Origin of the sequence: Microbispora sp. GKU 823, assembly GCF_002027145.1 — a bacterium.
Classification (GTDB): domain Bacteria; phylum Actinomycetota; class Actinomycetes; order Streptosporangiales; family Streptosporangiaceae; genus Microbispora; species Microbispora siamensis.
On sequence record NZ_MWJN01000037.1, the window covers coordinates 34,342 to 58,185 of the forward strand.

Below are 23,844 nucleotides of genomic sequence, written 5' to 3' on the forward strand. Positions count from 1 at the left end.
ACCGCCGCCCTGCGCCGTTATTGTTTCGCGGGGAGGCGAAACATGGGCTGGTGGCTGGTCAACGCCGACACCCTCGCGGAGAGCCGATTCGTGATCTCCCCGCTGGCCGAGGCCACGGCCTGCCTGTTCACGCTGGAGAGGGCGTCGGCGGCGCATCCGGGCGAACGGGAATGGCTCGACACGCACCTGCCCGCCTACCGGTCCCGCCTGGCCGGGGACCCGATCACGGCGCTGCTGTTGAAGGCCGCGCGGGGACGCAACTGGATCGCCGACTTCCTCACGCCCGCTCCGACCGGCGAGGGCGAGGCCTCCTTCGAGGAGGAAGTGGCCCGCGTCCGCGCGACCCCGCCCGAGACCGCGTACGCCGACATCGAGGTGGCGCTGCGCGGCCCGCTGCCGGAGCCGCTGCGCCGTACCGACCTGCCCGAGCGGGCGGCCGGCCTGCTGGAGTGGGTGTGGACCCGAACCGTGCTGCCCGACTGGCCGCGCCGCCGGCGGATCATGGAGGCCGACATCGTCGCCCGCGTGGGCCATGTGAGCCAGGGCGGGTGGGCCGCCGCGCTCAACGACATGCGCAAGGGCATGCGCTGGCTCGGCGGCAACCGGCTGCAGATCAACACCTACGACTACCCGCCGAGGCAGATCGGCGGGGCAAGGCTGATGTTCGTCCCGGTCACCCCCCGCCAGGCGTGGACCGCCTGGACGGCGGGCCAGCACTACGCCCTGGTCTACCCCTGCTCGGGCACGCTGGCCGAGCCCGGGCGGGCGCCGGTGCCCGAGGCGCTCGGCAGGCTGCTCGGCCCGGCGCGGGCGCGGGTGCTCGTGCTGCTCGCGCGCCGAAGAGCACGACCCACCTCGTGGCGCTGACCGGCCAGGGGCTGGGGTCGGTGGGCCGCCACCTCAGGGTGCTCCTCGACGCCGGTCTCGTACGGCGCCGCCGGGGCCGGGCGATCGGTCCTGTACTACCGCCACGCCCCTCGGCGACGCCGTCGCGGCGAACGATGCCGACTCTCGTTCGGTATAGTGAACGTATGGTTCTGTTGAAGATGCCTTCATGAGCGGAGCGGCGGCGGCGATCGGCGCGCAGATCCGGCTGCGGCGGCGGCAGCGCGGGATGAGCGCGGCCGAGCTCGCCCGCCGTGCCGGTCTCGGCAAGGCCACGCTGTCCAGCCTGGAGGCGGGCACCGGCAACCCGACCATCGAGACGCTGGAAGCCGTCGCGCTGGCCCTGCACATCCCGCTGACCGACCTGCTGACGAGGGACACCGACGCCGGCCCGGTCCACCTGCACTCGACACCCGCGGCGGCGGACGGCCCGACGCGGAGATGCTCCGCCGGATCGGCAGCGGGCACAGCCTGGAGCTATGGCGGCTGCGCATGCCCCCGCACACCGACCTCGACGGCGTCCCACACGCGCCCGGCACCGTCGAACACCTGCTGGTCGCCGCGGGCGAGGTCACGGCCGGCCCGGAGGACGACCCGCGTCTCCTCGGGCCGGGCGACCTGCTTGCCTTCGCGGGCGACCGCCCGCACCGCTACCGCACCGGCGACGGCCCGGCGGACGTCACGGTCGTGATCGCCTCGCCCGTGGCCGGCTGAGCCGGTCAACCCCGTCCCCGGCCGGCCGAGCCCGGCCAGGAAGGACCCGTCATGTCGTGGTTGCCGATACTCCCCCTGCTCGGCGTCTGGATCCTGGTGGTGATGAGCCCCGGCCCCGACTTCCTCATCGTGCTCAGATACTCGGCCGGCGGATCGCGGCGCAGCGGCGTGCGCGCGGCCTCAGGCGTCGTCACCGGCATCGGCATCTGGGCGGTCGCCGGGCTGTTCGGCGTCACCGTGCTCGTGCAGCGGTTCGAGTGGCTCTACACCGGCGCCCGGGTCGCCGGGGCCCTGTTCCTCGTCGCGTACGGGGTGGCGACCATCCGCGCCGCCCGCCGGCGGACACCGCCTGCCGACGACGACACGGCTCCGGCGGTCGCCGGGGAGCGGCGTGGCATGCTCCGCGAGTGGCGGGCCGGGCTGCTGACCAACCTCGCCAACCCCAAGGCCCTCGTCTTCTTCGGCGCCCTGTTCGCCAGCCTGCTCCCGCATCGTACGGACCTCGTCATGCGGGCGGCCACGCTCGGCGCGATGCTGGCCATCGCCTTCGCGTGGTTCTCCGCCGTCGCCTTCCTGGCCGGCAGCCCGTGGATCACCAGGGGCTACCGGCGGCTCAAGAAGCGGCTCGACATGCTCACCGGCGGCCTGTTCGTCGGCATGGGCGCGCTGCTCATCCCCCGCTGACCGCCGGTCGCCGTCAGGTCCTCAAATCGCCTCAGCCGTCGAATGTAGGCAGCGGCAGGCCCTCAGGCGGTGAGGCGGTCGATCACCAGCGGGAGCAGGTCGGCGCCGTCCTGGTCGCCGATCTCGTACGCCCCCTCGAGTGCCTGGAGGGCCCGGTCGAACCGGCCGGCCTCGTCGGCGTACAGGGTCATCAGCGGGGCTCCGGCGCGCACCGTCTCGCCGGGCTTGGCGTGCAGGACGATGCCCGCGCCCGCCGACACCGGGTCCTCCTTGCGGGCCCGTCCGGCGCCCAGCCGCCAGGCCGCCAGGCCGACCTTGAGCGCGTCGAGCGTGCGCAGCGTGCCCGAGGCGGGGGCGGTGACCACGGCCGACTCGGCGGCCGTCGGCAGCGGCGCGTCCGGATCGCCGCCCTGGGCGACGATCATGCACCGCCAGGCGTCCATCGCCGAGCCGTCCTTCAGCGCCTCCTCCGGGTCCCTGGCGCCCGGGACGGCGGCGGCCTCCAGCATCTCCCTGGCCAGCCTTACGGTGAGTTCGACCACGTCGGCGGGGCCGCCGCCGGCGAGCACCTCGACGGCCTCCTCGACCTCGAGCGCGTTGCCCACCTTCAGGCCGAGCGGCCGGTCCATCGCGGTCAGCAGGGCGACCGTGCGCACCCCGGCGTCGGTGCCGAGCTCGACCATCGTCCGCGCCAGCTCCCGGGCGCGTCCACGTTCTTCATGAACGCGCCCGAACCGGCCTTCACGTCGAGCACGAGCGACCCCGTGCCCTCGGCGATCTTCTTGGACATGATCGAGGAGGCGATCAGCGGGATCGACTCGACCGTGCCGGTGACGTCGCGCAGCGCGTAGAGCTTCTTGTCGGCCGGCGCGAGGCCCGCGCCCGCCGCGCACACGACCGCCCCGGCCGAGCGGATCACGGCGAGCATCTCGTCATTCGACAGCGACGCCCGCCAGCCGGGGATCGACTCCAGCTTGTCCAGCGTGCCGCCGGTGTGCCCGAGGCCCCGCCCGGACAGCTGCGGCACGTACGCGCCGCAGGCGGCGACCAGCGGGGCCAGCGGCAGGGTGATCTTGTCACCGACCCCGCCGGTGGAGTGCTTGTCGGCCGTGGGCCGGTCGAGGGAGGACCAGTCCATCCGCTCCCCCGACCTGATCATGGCCTGGGTCCAGTCCGCGATCTCCCTGCGGTTCATGCCGTTGAGCAGGATCGCCATCAGCAGCGCCGACATCTGCTCGTCGGCCACCTCGCCCCGCGTGTACGCGTCGATCACCCAGTCGATCTGGGCGGTCGACAGCTCACCGCAGTCGCGCTTGGCGATGATGACCTCGATCGCGTCGAACCCCACACTTCCCCCTTATCGCGACAAATCATCCGGGCCGAAGGCGAACGGCAGGAAGTCCGCCATCCGCATCGGCGTCGGGCGTCTCCACCAGCAGGTCCCGCCCGCCGTGCTCGAACAGCAGCTGGCGGCAGCGGCCGCACGGCATCAGCAGCTCGCCGTGGCCGTCCACGCAGGTGAAGGCCACCAGCCTGCCGCCGCCGCTCGCGTGCAGCGCCGAGACGAGCCCGCACTCGGCGCACAACCCCACGCCGTACGAGGCGTTCTCCACGTTGCAGCCGGTCACGACCCGGCCGTCGTCGACGAGCGCCGCCGCCCCCACCGGAAACTTCGAATACGGCGCGTACGCGTGGGTCATGGCCTCGCGGGCCGCGACCCGCAGCGCCTCCCAGTCGATGCTCATTTCGCCTGCCCCCTTCGATACGGGACGCCGTCCGCCGCAGGCATGCGCAGCCGCTGTGAGGCCAGCGACAGCACCAGCAGCGTGGTCAGATGGGGGGTGAACGAGGTGAACTGCTCCGGCACGGTGTCCGTCACGGCGAACACCACGAACACCGCGATCGCCACGACCCCGGTGATCAGGGCCGCGACCCCGCGCCGCTGCCGTACGAGCTGGTAGACCGCCACCGCGACGAGCAGCAACGCGACGACGAGCAGCAACGCGTGCACCGAGATGCCGCCCTGGCGGAGCTGCAGCGCGTCGGTGTAGCCGAACAGCGCCGCGCCACCGGCGAGCCCGCCGGGACGCCAGTTGCCGAAGATCATGGCGGCGAGGCCGATGTAGCCGCGCCCGCCCGTCTGCCCGTCACGGTAGATCCCCGCGGCCACCAGCGACAGGAACGCGCCGCCGAGCCCGGCGAGCACGCCGGAGATGATCACGGCGGCCCACTTGTACAGGTAGACGTTGACGCCCAGCGACTCCGCAGCGACCGGACGCTCGCCGCACGCCCGCAGCCGCAGGCCGAACGGCGTGCGCCACAGGATGTAGAACGACAGCGGGACCAGCAGGATCGCCAGGATCGTGAACCAGGACACGCCCTGGGTGATGCCCCGCAGCACGCCCGCGAAGTCCGACAGCACGAACCAGTGCTTGGCCTCGACGGTCCGCAGCGGGTCGTCGAGGAAGCTCAGGCTCACCGTGCCCATCTTCGGCAGCGGCGGCGAGTTCTTCGTCCCGCCGCCCGGCATGCCGTTGAAGACGAGCTGGGACAGGTACTGGGTGAAGCCGACACCGACGATGTTGATCGCCACGCCGGAGATGATGTGGTCGACGCCGAAGGTCACGGTCGCGACGGCGTGGATCACCGCGCCCAGCGCCCCGCCGACGGCGCCGGCGACCACGCCCGCCCAGGGGCTGTGGAACTGGAGGGCGCCCCAGGCCCCGAACCAGGTGCCGAGCACCATCATGCCTTCGAGGCCGATGTTGACCACGCCGGCCCGCTCCGACCACAGGCCGCCGAGGCCGGCGAGCCCGATCGGCACGGCGAGGCCGAGCGCGGCGCTGACCGTGCCCGCCGAGGTGATGTCGTTCGCGCCGGTCACCAGCCGCGCGATCGACAGCAGCACCACCAGCCCGGCCAGGCCGAGCAGGAGCACCGGCGCCGACAGCCGGAAGCGCCGCGCCGGGGGCGTCTCGACCGGGCGTTCGACCGGGAGGTCCGTCGCCGTCATGCCGTCTCCTCGATTCCGTCCGGCCCTGTCATGCCGCCGCCTCCGCCTTCGGCGCCTCCTGCGGCGCGGCGAGCTCGCGGCTGACCCTGCGCTGCTCGGCGACGATCCGATAGCGGTGGACGAGCTCGTACGCGATGATCACGGAGAGCACGACGACGCCCTGCATGATCTGGACGATCTCCTTGGAGATGTCGAGCAGCTGGAGCTGGTTGGACGAGTTGTCCAGGAAACTCCACAGCAGCGCGCCGACCGCCATTCCGACCGGGTTGTTGCGGCCGAGCAGGGCGATCGCGATGCCCGTGAAACCGAGGCGGCCGGGAAGTTGTTGCTGTACTTGTAGGAGGCGCCGAGCAGTTCCGGCATGCCGATCAGACCGGCGACCGCCCCCGACATGACCATCGTGACGACGATCATCTTCTTCACGCTGACGCCGCTGGCAACCGCCGCAGACTCGGACTTGCCGGTCGCCCGCAACTCGAAGCCGAACCGGGTGCGGTTGAGCACGACCCAGTACGCGACGCCGAGCAGGACCGCGACCACGATGAACCCGTTGACCAGCACCGGCGTGCCGGCGATGAGCGGGATGCCCGGCATGTGCGCGTCGTCGGGGATCGGCCTGGTGCCGAGGTCGTTGCCGGTCAGCACCCCGAAGTGCTCGCTGACCAGCCACGACCCGAGGCCGGTGGCGATCGCGTTGAGCATGATGGTCGAGATGACCTCGCTCACGCCCCGGTACACCCGGAGCAGACCGGCGATCGCGGCCCACAGGGCGCCGACGACCACCGCGACGACGATCACGAGGACGATGTTGAGCACACCGGGCACCACGGCGGCGCCGCCGAGCCCGGCGGCGACCACGGCCGCGAGCCGGTACTGGCCGTCCACGCCGATGTTGAAGAGGTTCATCCGGAAGCCGACGGCGACCGCCAGCGCGGAGATGTAGTACATGACCCCGGTGTTGAGGATCATGGCCATCGACCGCGGCTGGGTGCCGTAGTCCGCGAGGGTCGTGAACGCCTCCACGGGCGCCTTGCCCGCGACGAGCAGGACCACCGAGGTGATCAGCACCGCGAAGACGACCGCGATCACCGGCGCGGCGACGGCGAGCCAGCCGCCCAGCCGAACCCGGCCGAGCACCCGGTCGAGGAACCCGTTCATACCGTCTCCTCCCCGGCGCCGGTCATCGCCGAGCCCAGTTGCTCGGGGGTCACGTTCGCGGGATCGACGTCGGCGACGATCCTGCCGCGCAGGATCACCTTGAGCGTGTCGGACAGCCCGATGAGCTCGTCGAGGTCCGCGGAGATCAGCAGCACGGCCAGCCCGGCGGCGCGCGCCGTGCGCAGATGGTCCCAGATCGCCGCCTGCGCGCCGATGTCCACGCCGCGGGTGGGGTGGCTGGCGATGAGCAGCACGGGGTCGCCGCTCATCTCCCGCCCGACGATCAGCTTCTGCTGGTTGCCGCCGGACAGTGTGGCCGCGTCCACGTCGATGCCGGGGGTGCGCACGTCGTACTCCTCGACGATGCGCCGCGTGTCGGCCCGCGCGCCCGCGCGGTCGATCCACGGGCCCTTGACGTTGGGCCGGCGGGTCTGGTGGCCGAGGATGCGGTTCTCCCAGAGCGGCGACTCCAGCAGCAGGCCGTGCCGGTGGCGGTCCTCGGGGATGTAGCCGATGCCGCCCGCGCGCCGCCTGAGCGTCGACCAATGGGAGATGTCGGCGCCGGCGAGCGTGAGCGCGCCCGCCTCGCAGGGGCGCATGCCCATGATCGCCTCGACGAGCTCCGCCTGGCCGTTGCCCTCGACGCCCGCGATGCCGAGCACCTCGCCCTTGTGGATGTCGAAGCTCACGTTCTCGACCACCGGCCGCCCGTCGCCGGTGCGCACGGTCAGGTCGCGTACGGACAGGGCGACGACGTCGGTGACGGTCGACTCGCGGGTCTCGGGGCTGGGCAGCTCGCTGCCGACCATGAGCTCGGCGAGCTTGCGGGAGGTCACGTCCTTGGGGTTCACGGTCGCCACGGTGGTGCCGCGCCGGATCACGGTGATCTCGTCGGCCACCCGCAGGACCTCGTCCAGCTTGTGGGAGATGAACAGGATCGTCAGCCCCTCGCGGACCAGGCCGCGCAGGTTGTCGAACAGCTCGTCCACCTCGTGGGGGACGAGCACGGCGGTCGGCTCGTCCAGGATCAGGATGCGGGCGCCCCGGTAGAGCACCTTCAGGATCTCCACCCGCTGGCGGTCGCCGACCCCCAGGTCCTCCACCGGCACGTCCGGCCGTACGCCCAGGCCGTACGCGTCGGAGATCTCCTTGATCTTCTTCCGCGCGGCGGCGAAGTCGAGGGCGACGCCGCCGCGGCGCGGCTCGCTGCCCAGAACCACGTTCTCCAGCACGGTGAGGTTGTCGGCCAGCATGAAGTGCTGGTGGACCATGCCGATGCCGGCGTCGATGGCGTCTGCGGGGGTGTGGAAGCCCACGGGCGACCCGTTGACGCGGATCTCGCCCTCGTCGGGGCGCTGCATCCCGTACAGGATCTTCATCAGCGTGGACTTCCCCGCGCCGTTCTCGCCGACGATGGCGTGGATGTGCCCTTTGGCGACGCGGAGGTGGATGTCGCTGTTGGCGACGACTCCCGGGAACCTCTTGGTGATCCCGGTGAGTTCTACTGCGGGTTCCGTAACGGTCGCGGCGGTAATGTCGGCCTCCTCCTCGCGGAGTGCCCGGTGACGGTCAAGTGATAGTGAGGGTAGAGCAAAGGGCCCGGAGCGGGTGCCTCCGGGCCCCTCGATTACGCAGGTCAGGACGTCGGGACCGTGATCTCGCCGTTGATGATCTTCTGCTTGTACTCGTCGATCTTCGACTTGATGTCGTCGATCTTGCCGCCGGTCGTGGAGTAGTCCACGCCGCCCGCCTTGAGGTCGTAGACCGACGGGCCCGACTTGACCGCGCCGGTGGTGTAGTTCTTCAGGAAGTCGAAGACCGCCACGTCGACCTTCTTGATCATCGAGGTGATGATCACGTCCTTGAAGTCGGCGTACGCCGGGAGCGCGGCCTGGTCGGAGTCGACGCCGATCGCCATCGCCTTGGCGGCCTTGGCCGCCTCGAAGACGCCCGCGCCCGAACCGCCGGCCGCCTGGTAGACCACGTCCGCGCCGGCGTCGTACATGCCCTGCGCGGCCGTCTTGCCCTTGGCCGGGTCACCGAAGCCGCCGAAGTCCGGGGGCTGGGTGAGGTACTTGCTCTGGATCTTGATGTCGGGCTTGACGGCCTTCGCGCCGGCCTTGAAGCCCGCCTCGAACTTGTGGATCAGCGGCACGTCGACGCCGCCCACGAAACCGACGTTGCCCTTCTCGGACTTGAGCGCCGCCGCGACGCCGACGAGGAACGACCCCTGCTCCTCGGCGAACATCAGGTTCGTGATGTTGTCGCCCTTCGCGGCGTCGTCGTCCACGATGGCGAACTTGACGTCGGGGAACTCCTTGGCGACCTTCGCCACGGAGCCGGAGTAGGCGAAGCCCACCGCGATGACCGGGTTGTAGCCCCCGGAGGCGAGCAGGCGCAGCCGCTCCTCCTTCTGGGCGTCGGTCTCGCCCGCGGTCGCCTCCAGTTCCTTCTTCTGGACCTTGAGCTCCGACTCGGCCTTGTCCAGGCCGGCCGCGGCCGCGTCGTTGAAGGAACCGTCGCCGCGGCCACCGATGTCGTACGCCAGGCCGACCTTGATCTGCGAGGCGGCGGGCGCGGAGGACGCGCCGGCCGAGGCCTCGGTCGTGGTGGTGCCGTCGCCACCCCCACATGCGGCGGCGGCCATGAGCAAGGCGCCGCCCGCAGTGGCGGCGGCCAGTCTGCTGATTCGATTGCGGAGCAAGGTCGTGACTCCCCTTCCGTTCCCCGTCCGTCTGACTCTCGTCGCACGCACGCAGGAACGCACGGCAACCCTGCACGGAAGATAGTTGTTTGACCTGCATAGACCAAACCCGCACACCAGTCCGCAACATGTCCGTTATTGAGCCCAGTCCGCACCGTGACCAGGGTGTCAGCCTGGGTAAACCTTGACCCTGCCGTGGATGATCTCCTGCTTGAGCTGCTCCAGGCGCGGCTGGATGTCGGTGATGTGGCCGCCGGTGAGGGTGTAGTCGACGCCGCCGAGCTTCAGGTCGTACACGACCCGGCCGCTGGTGACGGTGTGGTCGGCGACGCCGGCGAGGTAGTCGTAGACCGCGACGTCGATCCTTTTGATCATCGAGGTGAGGATCACGTCGCGCACGTCCGGGTCGGCGCTCTTGGCCTGGTCGTAGTCGACGCCGATGGCCCACGCTCCGGCCTTCTTGGCGGCGCGGAACACCCCGGCCCCCGAGGCCCCGGCCACCTGGTAGACCACGTCGGCGCCCGCCCGGTACATGCGCCGGGCGGCCTGCCGCGCCTTGTCCGGCCGCTCGAAGCCGCTCAGGTCGTGCGGGCCCGTGAGGTAGGCGATCCTGATCCGCGCCCGCGGGTTCACGTGCTTCACGCCCTGGACGTAGCCGACCTCGAACTTCCTGACCAGCGGCGACCGGTTGCCCCCGACGAAGCCGACGTCGCCGGTGCGCGACTTCATCGCCGCCACCGCGCCCATCAGGAAGGAGCCCTGCTCCGAGGCGAACAGCAGGTTCGTGATGTTGGGACCGGAGACCGTCGGCTCGTCCACGATCGCGAACCGTGTCCTGGGAAACTTCGGGCCGATGCTCGCCAGCGCCGGCGCGTACGAGTAGCCGACGGCGATGATCGGGTCGTAGCCGGCCTCGGCGAGCGCCCGCACCCGCTCCACCTTCCGGGCGGCGGGCTCGCCCGGCGCGGCCGCGACCTCCCGCACCCGCATGCGGCTCAGAGTGCGCTTGGCCTCGTCGAGTCCGGCGGCCGCGGCGTCGTTGTACGACTTGTCGCCCCGTCCGCCGATGTCGTACACGAGCCCGACCCGCAGCGGGCCGGGGGGCGGCGACACGGTCTCCACCCCGCCGCCGCATCCCGCGACGGCGGTCACGGCGACGGCGACGACGCCCGCCATCACCGCCCGGAACGCCCGCAATCGGATCTCCAAACCGGAATGGGTCCCACCGTCGGCGATACCCCCTGGGCGCGCGGGAGAACGCGTCACACAAAGGCTCTGACAGATTTATCCCATTTGAGTTAATTCGTACGGGTAAGAGATCCCGAGTATCGGGCGGCCTGTTCCCCTTCGCGCGTCACCTCGAAGTCGGCCGCGCTCTCGCCCCGCCAGGTGATCGAGACGCGTCCGGGATAACAGGCGTCGCCCTTCACCTGGTCGAGGGTCAGCACGAGCACCTCGCCCGACCCGCTCGCGGGGGTGAGACGGCCGGAACAGTGCAGATCGGCGCCCCCATCTCATCCGCGCCGGGCCGGTCAGCCGGATTTCGACCGGGAAGACCCGGTCGGCCGAGGGATAGTGTGCGACGCCCGTCCACGTACCGTCGGGGTGCCCGCCGTCGCGGGTCGTCAGCACCCACGCGACGCCCGCCGCGACGCCGACCGCGACGAGGACGGCGAGTGAGGCGGCCAGCGCGACCGCGCGCGCTCGCCCGCGACGGCGCCCACCGGTCCCACGTGTCCCACTGATTCCGCCGTGCTCCGCCGGTCCGTCGCCGCTTCGCTCATGTTCGGCCGGCTCTGGTCTGGTCGGCTCGGCATCGGGCCCTGCCCCGGGCCGCGTCGTGTTCTCCTGCTCGCGCCATGGCCGCGTGACGGGTCCGGAAGCGATGGCACCAGGCGCGGCGGAAGCGGGCCCCACCGGGCTCGGCCGCCCCGTGGGCCGGTCGAGCAGGGCGCTCAGCACCTGTCCGGCGTCCGGCCGGTCGGCGGGCTCCGCGGCCAGGCACGCCGTGACGAGGTCCTTCAGCAGACCGGTGAGCGGCCCGAGGTCCGGCGTGCCGTACAGGATGCGGGCCATGACGGCCGCGTACGTGTCACCGGTGTAGGCGTGCCGTCCGCTCGCCGCGTAGACGAGCGTGAGCGCCCAGCAGAACACGTCCGCCGCGGGCCCGGCCGGCCGCCCTTCGAGCTGCTCCGGCGCGATGTAGGCCGGTGTGCCGACCGGATTCCCGGTTGTCGCGGTGGCGTCGGCGAGCCGGGAGATGCCGAAGTCGACGACCCGCAGCCCGTCCGAGCCGAGGAGCACGTTGCCCGGCTTGAAGTCGCGGTGGACGACCCCCGCACGGTGGATCGCGGCCAGCGCGGTGGCCGTCCCCACGGCGACCCGGTCGAGGTCGCCACCCGTCCGCGGGCCCGCCGCCGTCACGTGCTCGCGCAGCGACGGGCCGTCGACGTACTCGCTCACGATGTACGGCCGGTCGCCGTCGAGGTCGGCGTCGAGGACCTGGGCGGTGCAGAAGGGCGCGACCCGGCGCACCGCCTCGATCTCACGGGCGAAGGCGCGCCGGGCGGAGGTGTCGTCGACCCGGGCGTGCAGGAGCTTCACGGCCACCGGCCCGCCCGACGCGCCGGCGCCGAGGAAGACGATCCCCTGGCCGCCCACGCCAAGGCGGCCCTCGAGGCGGTAGTCCCCGAGGCGCGGGGGATCCTCGGGACGCAGGGGGGAGACGTCGGGCACGGCGGCGTACGGCTCAGGGGCTGTTCAGCGGCGTGGTCGGTTCAGCGGGCGCCGCCCCACAGCGCGGTCAGCGCGGTGGCGGCGAGAACCTTGACGCCGATCCCGATCGCCCGCTCGTCCACGTCGAACTGCGGCCGGTGGATGTCGACCTCGTCGACGACCCCCGGCGGCCGGGTGCCCAGCCGGGCGAGCGCGCCGGGCACCGACTCGAGATACCAGGAGAAGTCCTCGCCGCCGAGGCTCTGCGGCGTGGGCACGGCCGCCCCCTCGCCGATGATCTGGGTGACCGCGTCGTGCAGCATCTGGATGCTGGTGGCCTCGTTCACCGTGGGCGGCGTGCCGCGCCGGTAGTCGATCTCGGCGTCCACGCCGTACGCGCCCGCGACCGAGTCGAGCAGGGTCTTGACCAGGTCGGGGGCCTGGTGCCAGGCATCCTCGTCGAGCGACCTGACCGTGCCCTGGGCGAGGCCGACGTCCGGGATCGCGTTGGCCACGGACCCGGCGGAGATCTGGCCCCACACGAGGCTGAGGCTGGATCGGGGGTCCACGCGGCGCGACAGCGCGGCCGGCAACTCGGTGACGATCTTGCTGAGCGCGTAGACGAGGTCCACGGTCAGGTGTGGCCGGGCGGTGTGCCCGCCAGGGCCCGCGACGCGGATGCGCAGGCTGTCGCAGGACCCGGTGATCGGGCCGGTCCGCAGGCCGACGTGCCCGACGTCGAGACGCGGGTCGCAGTGGACCGCGAAGATGCGGTCGACCTCGGTGAGGCCGCCGTCGCGCATGACCTCCAGCGCGCCGCCCGCGACCTCCTCGGCGGGCTGGAAGATCAGCCGTACCCGGCCGGGGAGCGCTCCCGCGTCGGCCTGCGACGCCAGGAACAGCCCGGCGCCGATGACGATCGCTGTGTGCACGTCGTGGCCACAGGCGTGGCACGCGTTCGGGTTCGTGGAGCGGTAGGGGACGTCCTTCTCGTCCTCCATCGGCAGCGCGTCGATGTCGGCGCGCAGGGCGACCGTGGGGCCCTCGTCGCGGCCGAGGTCCACCCACAGGCCGGTGCCGCGCGACAGCGGGTGCGGGGTGAGCCCGGCGTCCGTCAGCCGCTCAGCGATCTTCTCGGTGGTGCGATGCTCGCTGAAGGCGATCTCCGGGTGTGCGTGTACGTCGCGCCGGAACTCGATCAGCTCATCGTTGTGCTCGCGAAGGAATTCCGCCAGTTGCCCGGCCAGGCCGTTGCTTCCCGGCACGGCCGCGTCCGGCGTTGCGAGCTTCGATGAGGTGGCCACGGGTCTTCCCTTCTCCGGCGAGCCGTCCCGCCACGCATCGCCGGATCGTCCATATGATCACGAAAAGTCACGAAAAAGCCCAAAAGGGTCGAGCGGGCGTGTCTCGCCTCCACCGACCCTTCATTCACAATCCTTCCATGCCGCGACCCTTCGATACGGCGGATTGCCCAGTATTTACACCGGCCTCCGCACGTTGTCAGAACTGAGGCACTGTTGCCGGACATATCAGGCCTACCCCGTCAGGTGGCTGATTGTCCGATCTCGCGGTTAGGGTTCGAGGTGACGAACCTGTCCTCGGCGAGCTCGACGACCGTGGCGTCGACCACGTCCTGGAGGGTCCCTCCGTCGGCGAGGATCGCCCGCTGGCGCTCGGATGAGCTCCCCTGCTCCAGCACCTCGGTCACGACCGCCAGTTCGTCGGCACAGCCGAGCCGCTCGGCGACGGGTTCGAGTTCACGCTGAAGTTCATACAATACGTCGCGCATCGGCGCCGTGGAGCCATGGTCGTCGGTGATGACATCCGCGTCGAGGCCGTAGCGCGTGGCGCGCCACTTGTTGTCGCGCACCACCCACGCCGCCGGATGCGGCAGCTTGTACCCCCGGTCGAGCTGCTGGTCGAACTGCTGCACGAGGCACTGGGACAGCGCGGCCACCATGCCCACCTCGCGCGGCGTCGGTATCCCGTCGAACATCCGGATCTCGATCGTGCCGAAGTCGGGATGCGGCCGGATGTCCCACCACACCTCCTTGATGCTGCGGATCGTGCCCGCCCGCAGCAGCGTGTCCATGTACTCCTCGAACTCGGCCCAGTCGGCCAGCAGGTGCGGCGGCCCGGCCGTGGGCAGCGAGCCGAAGACGATGGCCCGGCTCGACGCCAGCCCGGTGTCCTGCCCGCCCCAGTAGGGGCTGGAGGAGGTGAGCGCGAGGAAGTGCGGCAGGTACGCCGCGAGGGCGTTGACGATCGGAATGACCTTGTCCCGCTCCTTGACGCCCACGTGGACGTGCACGCCGAACGTCTGGATCCGCCAGGCGAGCCACTGCATCTCCTCGACCAGCTCCACGTAGCGCTGGCTGGGCGCGTAGACCGCGTCGCGCCAGTCGCTGATCGCGTGGGTCCCCGTGCAGGCGAGCGCGATGCCGCGCGGCTCGACGGCCTCGGTCAGCCGGCCGATGCTCTTCTTCAGGTCCTGCACCGCCTCGGCCACCGTGTGGCAGACGTCGGTGATGATCTCGACCTGCGACTGCATGAGCTCGTGCATGGCCTTGGGCCGCTGCCCCTCACTGAGGTCGGGAACGGCGGCGAGCACCTCCTTGGCGTCCTGGCGGAGATGACGCGTATGCCGGTCGACGAGCTGAAGCTCCCACTCCACGCCGAGCGTCGCGCCACGCGAGGGATTGAAGTCGATCGCCAAAGCTTGCCTCCATCACGTTCGGTCCCTGTGGACACTCAGGTCACAGCGGACAAGGTCGTTCCAGGCTCAGGCCCTACCCTTCATCCATCCCCGCACGCCGACCGCCCCGAGCGCCAGTGCCAGGAGGATGTTCACCGCGATGAGTACGCCGTGGACGACGTAGAAGGACGTCTCGTGCCCGTCGGCGAGGTTGAAGCCGAGGTTGATCCACTCGAAGATCATGAAAGCGGCGAGCGCCACAAGAAAGATCGATACACGTCTCGTCATGCTCTCAGTATCGGCGGCCACCTGCGTGGCCCTGTGGCATATGGGGCATATGTCGCTTCATGCGAAGGCAGTCGAGGCTAGGCTGAGCGACCTATGGGGACGAACCTGCGGGCTCTCGCCGCGACCGTGACGACGGCGGGGGTGCTGACGACGGCGCTGCTCTGCGCCCCTCCCGCCACGGGCGCGCGGGCCGTGCCGGACCTGGCGCCGCGGAAGACCGGCGCGGCGGTGCCGGAGAACGGCACGGGGAACGGGACCGTGGGCGGCGACCTGCTCGCCGGCCACGGGATCATCGCGCCCGCCGGGATCAAGCCCCCGCCGAAGACCGAGGCCAGCGCGTACGTCGTGGCCGACGCCGACACCGGCGCGGTGCTCGCCGCCAAGGACCCGCACGGGCACTACCTGCCCGCGAGCACGCTCAAGACGCTGACGGCCGTGACGCTGATCCCCAAGCTCGACAAGAACCGCAAGATCAAGCCGAGCGACGAGGCGTGCAACGTGGAGGGCAGCGCAGTCGGCATCGTCCCCGAGCCGATCTACAAGATCGACGACCTCATGCGGGCGCTCCTCATGGTCTCCGCCAACGACGCCGCGGTGGCGCTCGCCGAGGCGAACGGCGGCCTGAAGAAGACCCTCGCCGACATGAACACCGAGGCGCGCAAGCTCCAGGCGTACGACACGGTGGCCAAGACGCCGAACGGCCTGGACGCCCCGGGCCAGCGCAGCTCGGCCTACGACCTCGCCCTGATCGCGCGGGCCGGGCTGGCGATCCCGGACTTCCGCGAGTACATCAGCACGAAGGTCGCCAAGTTCCCCGCGCCCAAGGACTACCTCAAGAAGAAAAAGAAGAAGCGCCGCGACGACTCGGAGGCCAGCGAGTCTCCCCCGCCCGCCTACTACGAGATGGCCAACCACAACCGGCTCCTCGGTAGCTACAAGGGCATGCTCGGCGTCAAGAACGGCTGGACGACCAAGGCCCTGGGCAGCTTCGTGGGCGCGGCCCGGCGTGACGGCCACACGATCCTCGTCGTGATCATGCATCACCCCGGCGGTTTCTGGGAGGAGGTCGCCAAGCTGCTCGACTGGGGCTTCTCCGCGCGGGCAAGGCGGCCCCCGTGGGCCAGTTGGTCGCGCCCGCGCCCGACCCCAAGCCCTCCTCCTCCCCCCTGGCCGTACGGCCCTCTCCGACACCGGGCACGGCCGACGCGGGCGCGGCCAGGGCCGCGGGGAGGACTCCGCGTCGAAGGGTTCGGGCGCGGCCATGCCCCTGCTGATCGGCGGCGGCGCCCTCGTGGTCCTCGCCCTCGGCGCGTACGGCCTGCGCCGGCGCCGGAAGACGCCCGGCGACGCCCCTCACTAGCCGGCTCAGGGATGTGGCAGCCCTGCGGATGGCCGGACGCCGGGTGGATGGGCCTGTTGCAGGCGCACGGGCCCAGGGCCCTGATTCCGCAGGGCGTCGTCGGGATTCAGCAGCAGGCACGCCTTCATGGACAGGCACCCGCAGCCGATGCATCCGGTGAGCTCGCGCTCGAGGTCCTCGATCGCGCGACGGCGTTCCTCCAGCTGCTTCTTCCATTTGCGGGACACTCGTTGCCAGTCTTCGTGGCTCGGTGGGTGATCCGTGGGAAGCGTCGCGAACACGGCGGCGACATCCGTCAGGGGAATGCTCAGGCGCTTGGCGACGATGATCAGAGAGACTCGTCGGATCATGTGGCGCGGGTACAGCCGCTGGTTGCTCGCGTTCCGTTCCGTGACGATGAGCCCCTTGCGTTCGTAGAAGTACAGCGCGGAGGCGGGCACGCCAGTGCGACGCACCACTTCGCTGAGCGTGAGGCGGTCGTCAGGACTGGCGTCCATGCTGTCTCCACCGTCCGACGGCGTGCCCGTCATGACGCCGTTCCGCCACGGATACGGCGCACGCGGCCGCTGAAGACCAAGGCGGCGACCCCGAGGGAAAGGACAAGGCAGAGCACCGCGACGCCGAGCTCGGTCATGTGCCAGGACCAGGTGAACGCCTCCGGCTCCTCAGATGAGCCATTGATCGGAAGGCGACCGGAGCTGACCGCGTCCGCACGTCCCGGATCGCCGAGCCGGGCGGTGAGGAGCCCGATGAGAGACGCGCTGAACGCCGCGATCACGAGCGCTTCGGCCGCGCCACGAAGCGTGTTGAGGAATCCGGCCGCCATGCCGACGGCCTCGGCGGGGACGAGGCTCATGGCCTGTCCGTCGGTGATGCCGAACGACGCGCCCATGCCTGTCCCGATCATGAGCAGTGGCGCCGCCACCACGGCGACGACCTGATCGGCGGTCAGTGCCATGAGCCAGAAGTTCCCACCCGTGACGAGGGCAAGGGCGATCAGGATGAGTACGCGTGCGGAGACGCCGCGGTTGACCAACGTGACGGCGACCATCGGCATCACGAGAACGGGTGCGGTGAGCAGCAGCATCGCCAGCCCGGCGGCGGCCGGGGAAAGCCCGCCCACGGACTGAAGGTAGGTGGGCAGGAAGACCAGGGCGCCGAGGAACCCGATGGAGGTGGTCAGAGTCGCCAGGCTCCAGCCCATGAAACCGCGGTTGGCGACGAGGGACGGCGCCAGCACCGGAGACGCGCTGCGACGCTGCACCGCGCCGAAGACCACCAGCGCGACCAGCCCGGCAGCGGCGGTGACCAGGGTGACGGGATGTGTCCAGCCGAGCGCCGGGCTTTCGAGGATCACGAACATGAGCAGGGTCAAGGCGGCGACGAACAGAACACTGCCGGCCCAGTCGATCCCGCCGGTCTCGGCGCGCGGGATTCGCGGGTCCGTGTGGCGCCGAGAGCGATGAGCAGGCCGACCATGGTGTAGACGGCGAAACCTCCGCGCCACCCGGTGGCCGCGATCAACAGCCCGGACAGGGTGGGACCGACGGCGATGCCGATCCCGGCCATGGTGCCCATCAGCGCGAACGCACGGTTACGGGCGGCGCCGTCATAACCGGCGGCGAGAATCGCGCCACCTGCCGCCATGATCCCGGCGCCTCCGGCGCCGGAGACGACGCGCGCGACGTCGGTCAGCACGATCGACGGGCTGAAGGCCGTGGCCGCGAACCCGGCGGCGAAGACGAGCACGGCGGCGATGAACACGCGGCGTCGCCCGATCCGGTCGGCGGTAGAGCCGGCGACGAGTGTCATGGCGGCGAACGCGAGGTTGTAACCGGCCACGACCCAGTTCAGCGATGACCCGGACGCGTTCAGATCGGCCCCGATGCTCGGCAGCGCGACAGCGGTGCCCGAGATCGACATCGCGACGAGCACGACTCCGACGAGCACGACGGGAAGGGTGAAGGCGGAGGGACGGCCGGTCGAGGCCGCCCGGGCAGGTGCGGGAGGGACCGTGATATCCATGCGGCTCGCTTCCGAGGAACTGAGGAGGCTAGATCCACAGCCCACCACCTGAACCTGAGTTCAGGTCAAGCGCCCGCCGGCCCGGCGACCGCCGCCGCCACCGGCAGCCCCGCAGCGCAGGCGCGGCACCACCGGCACGGTCAGGCGGGGCCGGTCGTGGGCGTGGTCGCGGGCGACGGAAGCGGGGTGGGCTCCGGCGGCGGGCCGAGCGTGGCCGTCGCCGTCCACGCGGCGGCGTAGAGGATCACCCGGGCCGACAGGTTGATCCACAGCAGCAGCCCCACGACCACCGCGAACGTGCCGTACACCGGGTTGCGCAGAGTGCCGGACAGGATCAGCGCCGCGAGCTGCTTCAGCACCCCGAAGCCGACCGCGCCCAGCAGCGCGCCCTTGAGCACGACGAGGAACGGCTGCGACGGCTTGGCCAGCCAGCCGAGGATGACCAGGAAGAGCAGCAGGTCGGCGACGAGGCTCGCGGCGATGCCGGCGAGCCAGACCCCGAGACCGGCCAGCGGCGAGGAGCCCAGGCCGAGCCATCCGGCGACCGTGCTCGTGGCCCCGGTGGCGAATCCGCTCGCGATCACCGAGGCCAGCATGGCCAGGCCCATGAGCACGAGCGCGACGAGGTCGCGGAGCTTGCCGACGAAGTAGTTGAGCGGCGGCTCGCAGGTCATCCAGACGGTGCGCAGGGCCCCGCGCAGGGCGTCCATCGCGCCCAGCCCGGCGTACAGCAGGCCGAGCAGACCGATCAGCCCGGCCCGGCCCCGGGCCCCGGCGAGCTGGTCGATGTGGAGCTGCCCGGCGAGGCCGGGAAGCTGGCTGTTGATCGCCTCGGTGAGCGTGGCGAGCGCGTCCGGCCGGATCGTCACGACATACCCGAACAGGGCGAACGCCAGCGCGATCAGCGGGAAGAACGACAGGAAGGCGAAGTAGGTGATGGCGCCCGCCAGCCGGTCCCCCGCCTGCACCTGGTAGCGCTGCACGGTGCGGATGAGGTGGTCGAGCCAGGGGAAGCGGATCCGGTCACGCTCGATCCACATCCGGCCCCATGCCCTGACTTCGTCGACGCGCCGCGTGACCTGGTCGACCATCGCCATCCCCATCGGCATGGTGTACCCGGAGAAGGCGTCTCGATGCGCGCGGCGACCGCGGCCCGGAGCGGGGCCGCGGCCTCAGTCGGGGGTTCACTCGAAGTGCGACGTGGGGAGCAGGCCGAGGCGCTCGCGGACCTGCTCCATCGTCTCGCGGGCCACCTTGCGGGCCCGGGCGGCGCCCGCGACCAGCATCCGGTCGAGCTCGGCCTCGTCGGCCAGCAGCTTCTCCGTACGCTCCCGGATCGGGGAGAACGTCTCGATGACGGCCTCGGCGACCTCCTTCTTGAAGGTGCCGTATCCCTGCCCGGCGAACCGCGTCTCCAGCTCGGGAATCGGGGTGCCGGTCAGCGCGGACAGGATCCGCAGCAGGTTGGTGACGCCCGGCTTTTTCTCCTCGTCGGCGACGACGTCGCTGCCGGTGTCGGTCACCGCGCGCATGATCTTCTTGCGCAGGACGTTCGGCTCCTCCAGCACGTCGAGGATGCCCTGCGGGCTCGACGACGACTTGGACATCTTGGCGATCGGGTCCTGGAGGTCGGTGATCTTCTCGACCTCCTTGAGGATGTACGGGCTCGGCACCTTGAACGTCTGGCCGTAGCGGCTGTTGAAACGCTGCGCGAGGTCGCGGCTGAGCTCCAAATGCTGCTTCTGGTCCACCCCGACCGGCACCTGGTCGGCCTGGTAGATCAGGATGTCGGCCGCCTGGAGGATCGGGTAGGTGAACAGGCCCACGCTGGCCGAGCTCTCGCCGTACCGCGCGGACTTGTCCTTGAACTGCGTCATCCGCCCGGCCTCGCCCATGCCGGTCTGGCAGATCAGATACCAGGCGAGCTCGCTGTGCTCGCGCACATGGCTCTGCGCGAAGACCGCGGCGCGCTCCGGGTCGAGCCCCGCGCCGAACAGCTGGGCGGCGGCGATCCTGGTGCGCCGGCGCAGCTCCTCGGGCTTGGGCGCGACGGTCAGCGCGTGCAGGTCGGCGATGAAGAAGAAGGCCTCATGCGTGTCCTGCAGCGCGACGTACTGGCGGATCGCACCGAGATAGTTGCCCAGGTGGAACGAGTCGGCGGTGGGCTGGATACCGGACAGGACGCGAGCAAGAGCCATACGGCAATTCTGTCAGGAGTCGCGGGCTGCCCGCGACAGACGCGGCCCGGGGGCGCGGGCTCGTCCCCGCCGGCGGGCGCCTTTCTCCGGGTGCGGCGTGAGGCCCCCGGAGTCGTCCCCGCGCACGCCCGCCGCTCAGCCGGCCGCCGCGGGCGCCGCCGGCGCCGCGTCTTCGGGGGGATTGCGGGTGACGCGGACACGGGAGACGCGGCGGCCGTCCATCTCCGTCACGGTCAGCGTGACGCCCGGCGCCTCGGCGACCTCGCCGCGCTGGGGCAGGTGGCCGAGGAAGGCCATGACGTATCCGCCCAGGGTCTCGTACGGCCCGCTGGGCAGCCGCACGCCCGTCTGCGCGTGGAACTCGTCCAGGTTGACCAGTCCCTCGACCTCCACGTCTCCGGCGATCACGCGTACGGCGTCGCCGCTCTCGTCGTACTCGTCGCGGATGTCGCCGACGAGCTCCTCGACCAGGTCCTCCAGCGTCACGATGCCGTCGGTGCCGCCGTACTCGTCCACCACGATGGCCAGGTGGTGGCCCTCGTCGCGCATCTCCGCGAGCGTGGCGAGGACCCGCTTGCTCGCCGGCACGAGCTTGACCGGGCGGATCGGCACGACCTCGCTGATCGGCTCCAGCCGCCCGGTGCGTACGGGGTCGAGCAGGTCCCGCACGTGGACGAACCCGATGACGTCGTCGTAGGTGTCGCGGTAGACGGGGAACCGGGAGTGCGGCATGGCCGCCGCGAGGACGGCGGCCTCGGCGAGCGGGGTGTCGGCCGCCATGAACTCGACCTCCGTGCGGGGCAGCATGACCTCCCTGAGCTGCCGCTTGCCCGCCGCGAAGACCTCGGCGATCACGTCGCGCTCGTCCTGGGTGAGCTCACTGTGGCCCACCACCATGTCGCGCAGTTCCTCGGTGGTCATGGCCGCCCTGTCGGCGGACGGGTTGCCGCCGAGCAGCCGTACGACGCCGTTGGTCGACCTGGACAGCAGCCAGATCACCGGCCTCGACAGCGTCGCGATCCGGTCGAGCAGCGGGGCGGTCATGAGCGACAGGCTCTCCGCCCGCTGCCGGCCGAGCCGCTTGGGCGCCAGCTCGCCGAGCACCAGGGTCACGTACGAGATGGCCAGTGTGACGGCCACGAACGCGACGGGCGCGGCCACGCTCGGCCGCAGGCCCCACTGCACCAGGACCGGGGCGAACCGTGGGCCCAGCGCGTCGGCGCCGAGCGCGGCCGACAGCACGGTCGCCACGGTCACCCCGACCTGGATGGCCGACAGGAAGCGGTTGGGGTCGCGGGCGAGCTTCTGCACCCGCGCGCCGCGGCGTCCCTCGTCGCGGCTCAGGCGGCGGATCTGGCTCTCCCGCAGCGAGACCATCGCCATCTCGGCCGCGGCGAAGAAACCGCCGATCAGGATGAATATCAGGACCAGGGTGATGGTCACCGCGACGTTGCTCACGTCATCAGTCCGTTCGGGTGTCAGGCGGGCCAGGCCGGTCGTCGCAATCTCCTGTAACCCGCTGAGATTGCGGTACTGGTGGCATTTAACCCGCTCCTCATGGGAAGCGCGTAAGCTAGGCCCTGGACGTACATAATCCAACACTTTTGAACAGGAGCGAACAGTGAAGCTGCTGGTTACTGGTGGAGCCGGGTACATCGGCAGCGTCGTGGCGGCGCAACTCCTGGAGGAGGGGCACGAGGTCACGGTGCTCGACGACCTGTCGACCGGGCACGCCGACGCCGTGCCGCCCGGAGCCGCGTTCGTGCAGGCGTCGATCACCGAGGCGGGCGGCGTGCTGTCCGAAGGGTTCGACGCCGTGCTCCACTTCGCGGCCAAGTCGCTGGTGGGCGAGTCCGTGGAGAAGCCGGGGCTGTACTGGTCGCACAATCTCGGCGGCACACTCGCGCTGCTCGACGCCATGCGGCAGGCCGGGGTGAACCGGATCGTGTTCTCCTCCACCGCCGCCACCTACGGCGAGCCGGAGCGCACGCCCATCCTGGAGACCGACCCGACCCGCCCCACCAACCCCTACGGCGCGTCCAAGCTGGCCGTGGACACCGCGCTCACCGCCTTCGCCGGGCTGTACGGCCTCGGCGCGGTCAGCCTGCGCTACTTCAACGTGGCCGGGGCGTACGGCGAGTTCCGCGAGCGGCACACGGTCGAGACCCATCTGATCCCCAACATCCTGAAGGTCGCCCTCGGCGAGCGCGAGTCGGTCAGCGTCTTCGGCGCCGACTACCCCACTCCTGACGGCACGTGCATCCGCGACTACGTCCACGTCGCCGACCTCGCCCGCGCGCACCTGCTCGCCCTGGGCGCCTGCACGCCCGGCGAGCACCGGATCTACAACCTCGGCAGCGGCACGGGCTTCTCGGTCAAGGAGGTCGTGGACGTCTGCCGCGAGGTGACCGGGCACCCCATCCCGATCACCGTCGCGCCGCGCCGTTCCGGCGATCCGGCCGTGCTGGTGGCGTCGTCGGAGAAGATCCAGCGCGAGCTGGGCTGGAAGCCGGCCCACGCGACGCTGCGGGACATGGTCGCCGACGCCTGGACCGCCTCCACGAAGCCGGCCTGAACCCCGATGCCCGTGTGAACCGCCGGCCCGGCCGACGGCGCACTGCCGGTCAGGCGCGGCGCAGGGCCACCCGTACGCTGGCCTTGTTGTTGGCCGGGCGGCGGTCGCCGTAGCGGCGCGAGTAGACGGTGGCCATCGTCGCCACGGCGTGCGAGGCCCGGGACGGCACCCGGAACACGAGTTCGAGCAGCCCGCGCGACCCCGACCTGATCGGCGGCAGCGAGCACCCCACGAACTGGCGGTTCCCCCGGCAGCGCCCGCCCCTGGCGGACAGCAGCCGGGCCTCGCGCGGCTGGAAGAACACGTAGGCGTCCCGCACGACGCGCGGCCCCCGGTTGCGCACCTCCGCCCGTACCGAGAACCAGTGGCCCGGGCGGATGAACCTGGTCGAGGAGCGGAACCGCATCGCCAGGTCGGCCCCCTCGTCGACCCTGGTCACCGCCTCGGCCGTGTTGTCGGTCTCGTCCTGGTCGACCACCTCGGAGGTCAGGTCGGCCCGGGCCCGCAGCGGGCCGTGCGCGCCCGGCGCGATCACGCCGGTGATCGTCATGTCGCCCGAGCCGCCGGGCAGGACGTCGTCGGACGAATGGCAGACGACCCGGTTGCGGGCCTGGCCGGGCTCGCACTCCGCCACGCCCACGTTGACGATCTGGAAGTCCTTGGGCAGCGCGACCCGCAGCGTCGGCAGCACGGCGTCCCCCGGGCCCTTGTTGTGCACCGTGACGTGGTAGGTCAGCGGCTGCCCCGGCTGCGCCACCTTCGGCGAGGCGGTGATGCCGACCGCGAGGTCGGCCGTGCCCCATTGATTCTTCAACGGCTCTTTCACCGGC

Annotated in this window: 23 protein-coding genes and 4 pseudogenes; 7 read left to right on the forward strand and 20 right to left on the reverse strand. The window is 71.1% G+C overall.

Annotated features, from left to right (window positions below; genetic code table 11):
* Positions 1-42: 42 nt before the first annotated feature.
* The 4 genes and pseudogenes from B1L11_RS20535 to B1L11_RS20545 all read left to right on the forward strand — a co-directional run bounded on the left by B1L11_RS20535 (position 43) and on the right by B1L11_RS20545 (position 2,283).
* The gene (locus B1L11_RS20535) at positions 43-867 is read left to right on the forward strand and encodes a transcriptional regulator (protein ID WP_218671217.1); all 825 of its coding nucleotides are present in this window, start codon (positions 43-45) and stop codon (positions 865-867) included.
* A 187-nt stretch (positions 868-1,054) separates the two neighbouring features.
* Positions 1,055-1,258, forward strand: a pseudogene (locus B1L11_RS51475) (helix-turn-helix domain-containing protein); the annotation flags it as partial.
* A gap of 68 nt (positions 1,259-1,326) precedes the next feature.
* Entirely contained in the window at positions 1,327-1,599 is a 273-nt protein-coding gene (locus B1L11_RS51480) for a cupin domain-containing protein (protein WP_256862752.1), read from the forward strand.
* Positions 1,600-1,650: 51 nt separating this feature from the next.
* Entirely contained in the window at positions 1,651-2,283 is a 633-nt protein-coding gene (locus B1L11_RS20545) for a LysE family transporter (RefSeq protein WP_079315981.1), read from the forward strand.
* A gap of 62 nt (positions 2,284-2,345) precedes the next feature.
* Here the strand turns inward: B1L11_RS20545 and B1L11_RS20550 are convergent.
* The 13 genes and pseudogenes from B1L11_RS20550 to B1L11_RS51490 form a co-directional block, all read right to left on the reverse strand.
* Positions 2,346-3,631: pseudogene (locus tag B1L11_RS20550) on the reverse strand (thymidine phosphorylase).
* A gap of 9 nt (positions 3,632-3,640) precedes the next feature.
* Positions 3,641-4,028, reverse strand: a pseudogene (locus B1L11_RS20555) (cytidine deaminase).
* Positions 4,025-5,296: an ABC transporter permease gene (locus tag B1L11_RS20560; RefSeq protein ID WP_079315982.1), complete on the reverse strand. Its 1,272-nt coding sequence runs from the start codon at positions 5,294-5,296 to the stop codon at positions 4,025-4,027. The pseudogene B1L11_RS20555 and the gene B1L11_RS20560 overlap by 4 nt, the downstream one beginning before the upstream one ends.
* Positions 5,297-5,324: 28 nt before the next feature.
* Positions 5,325-5,462 (reverse strand): hypothetical protein, encoded by a 138-nt coding sequence (locus B1L11_RS51485; RefSeq protein WP_256862742.1) that lies wholly within the window; start codon positions 5,460-5,462, stop codon positions 5,325-5,327.
* Positions 5,435-6,454, reverse strand: coding sequence for an ABC transporter permease (locus B1L11_RS20565; protein ID WP_256862743.1), 1,020 nt, complete (start codon positions 6,452-6,454; stop codon positions 5,435-5,437). Before B1L11_RS20565 ends, B1L11_RS51485 begins: the two co-directional genes overlap by 28 nt.
* Positions 6,451-7,989, reverse strand: a complete 1,539-nt coding sequence (locus B1L11_RS20570; RefSeq protein ID WP_079315983.1) for an ABC transporter ATP-binding protein — start codon at positions 7,987-7,989, stop codon at positions 6,451-6,453. The genes B1L11_RS20565 and B1L11_RS20570 overlap by 4 nt, the downstream gene beginning before the upstream one ends.
* A gap of 101 nt (positions 7,990-8,090) precedes the next feature.
* Positions 8,091-9,158 (reverse strand): BMP family protein, encoded by a 1,068-nt coding sequence (locus tag B1L11_RS20575; protein ID WP_218671219.1) that lies wholly within the window; start codon positions 9,156-9,158, stop codon positions 8,091-8,093.
* Between the two features lie 168 nt (positions 9,159-9,326).
* Positions 9,327-10,355 carry a BMP family protein gene (locus B1L11_RS20580; protein WP_218671220.1) on the reverse strand — a complete coding sequence of 343 codons (1,029 nt, stop codon included), beginning with the start codon at positions 10,353-10,355 and terminating at the stop codon, positions 9,327-9,329.
* Between the two features lie 87 nt (positions 10,356-10,442).
* Positions 10,443-11,894 carry a serine/threonine-protein kinase gene (locus tag B1L11_RS20585; RefSeq protein WP_079315984.1) on the reverse strand — a complete coding sequence of 484 codons (1,452 nt, stop codon included), beginning with the start codon at positions 11,892-11,894 and terminating at the stop codon, positions 10,443-10,445.
* Positions 11,895-11,935: 41 nt separating this feature from the next.
* Positions 11,936-13,177, reverse strand: a complete 1,242-nt coding sequence (locus B1L11_RS20590; protein WP_179155246.1) for an amidohydrolase — start codon at positions 13,175-13,177, stop codon at positions 11,936-11,938.
* A gap of 239 nt (positions 13,178-13,416) precedes the next feature.
* A complete protein-coding gene (locus tag B1L11_RS20595; RefSeq protein ID WP_079315985.1) occupies positions 13,417-14,589 on the reverse strand; it encodes a glutamate--cysteine ligase in 1,173 nt (390 codons plus the stop codon).
* Between the two features lie 66 nt (positions 14,590-14,655).
* Positions 14,656-14,856 (reverse strand): SCO4848 family membrane protein, encoded by a 201-nt coding sequence (locus B1L11_RS20600; protein ID WP_079316017.1) that lies wholly within the window; start codon positions 14,854-14,856, stop codon positions 14,656-14,658.
* A 77-nt stretch (positions 14,857-14,933) separates the two neighbouring features.
* On the reverse strand, positions 14,934-15,239 hold the full coding sequence (locus B1L11_RS51490; RefSeq protein WP_256862744.1) for a hypothetical protein: 306 nt from the start codon (positions 15,237-15,239) through the stop codon (positions 14,934-14,936).
* On the opposite strand from B1L11_RS51490, the pseudogene B1L11_RS51495 reads away from it, so the two are divergent.
* A pseudogene (locus tag B1L11_RS51495) lies at positions 15,226-15,840 on the forward strand (D-alanyl-D-alanine carboxypeptidase family protein); the annotation flags it as partial. The gene B1L11_RS51490 and the pseudogene B1L11_RS51495 sit on opposite strands and share 14 nt — an antisense overlap.
* 277 nt (positions 15,841-16,117) lie before the next feature.
* Positions 16,118-16,216, forward strand: a complete 99-nt coding sequence (locus tag B1L11_RS45425; RefSeq protein ID WP_143737417.1) for an MYXO-CTERM sorting domain-containing protein — start codon at positions 16,118-16,120, stop codon at positions 16,214-16,216.
* Positions 16,217-16,221: 5 nt separating this feature from the next.
* On the opposite strand, the gene soxR is transcribed toward B1L11_RS45425, so the two are convergent.
* From soxR to B1L11_RS20635, 6 genes are all read right to left on the reverse strand, one after another.
* Positions 16,222-16,713, reverse strand: coding sequence for a redox-sensitive transcriptional activator SoxR (gene soxR, locus B1L11_RS20610; RefSeq protein WP_079315986.1), 492 nt, complete (start codon positions 16,711-16,713; stop codon positions 16,222-16,224).
* A gap of 29 nt (positions 16,714-16,742) precedes the next feature.
* On the reverse strand, positions 16,743-17,591 hold the full coding sequence (locus B1L11_RS20615; RefSeq protein ID WP_079315987.1) for an MFS transporter: 849 nt from the start codon (positions 17,589-17,591) through the stop codon (positions 16,743-16,745).
* Complete coding sequence (locus B1L11_RS20620; protein ID WP_079315988.1) at positions 17,588-18,241, reverse strand: MFS transporter; 654 nt, start codon at positions 18,239-18,241, stop codon at positions 17,588-17,590. Before B1L11_RS20620 ends, B1L11_RS20615 begins: the two co-directional genes overlap by 4 nt.
* 140 nt (positions 18,242-18,381) lie before the next feature.
* Positions 18,382-19,344, reverse strand: a complete 963-nt coding sequence (locus tag B1L11_RS20625) for a YihY/virulence factor BrkB family protein (protein WP_256862745.1) — start codon at positions 19,342-19,344, stop codon at positions 18,382-18,384.
* Positions 19,345-19,425: 81 nt separating this feature from the next.
* Positions 19,426-20,439, reverse strand: a complete 1,014-nt coding sequence (gene trpS, locus B1L11_RS20630; protein ID WP_079315989.1) for a tryptophan--tRNA ligase — start codon at positions 20,437-20,439, stop codon at positions 19,426-19,428.
* A gap of 135 nt (positions 20,440-20,574) precedes the next feature.
* Positions 20,575-21,897, reverse strand: a complete 1,323-nt coding sequence (locus B1L11_RS20635; protein WP_143737418.1) for a hemolysin family protein — start codon at positions 21,895-21,897, stop codon at positions 20,575-20,577.
* Positions 21,898-22,060: 163 nt separating this feature from the next.
* On the opposite strand from B1L11_RS20635, the gene galE reads away from it, so the two are divergent.
* Complete coding sequence (gene galE / locus B1L11_RS20640) at positions 22,061-23,014, forward strand: UDP-glucose 4-epimerase GalE (RefSeq protein WP_079315991.1); 954 nt, start codon at positions 22,061-22,063, stop codon at positions 23,012-23,014.
* Positions 23,015-23,063: 49 nt separating this feature from the next.
* Here galE and B1L11_RS20645 read toward each other — a convergent pair whose 3' ends face one another.
* Complete coding sequence (locus tag B1L11_RS20645) at positions 23,064-23,828, reverse strand: CARDB domain-containing protein (RefSeq protein WP_179155247.1); 765 nt, start codon at positions 23,826-23,828, stop codon at positions 23,064-23,066.
* Positions 23,829-23,844 lie beyond the last annotated feature (16 nt).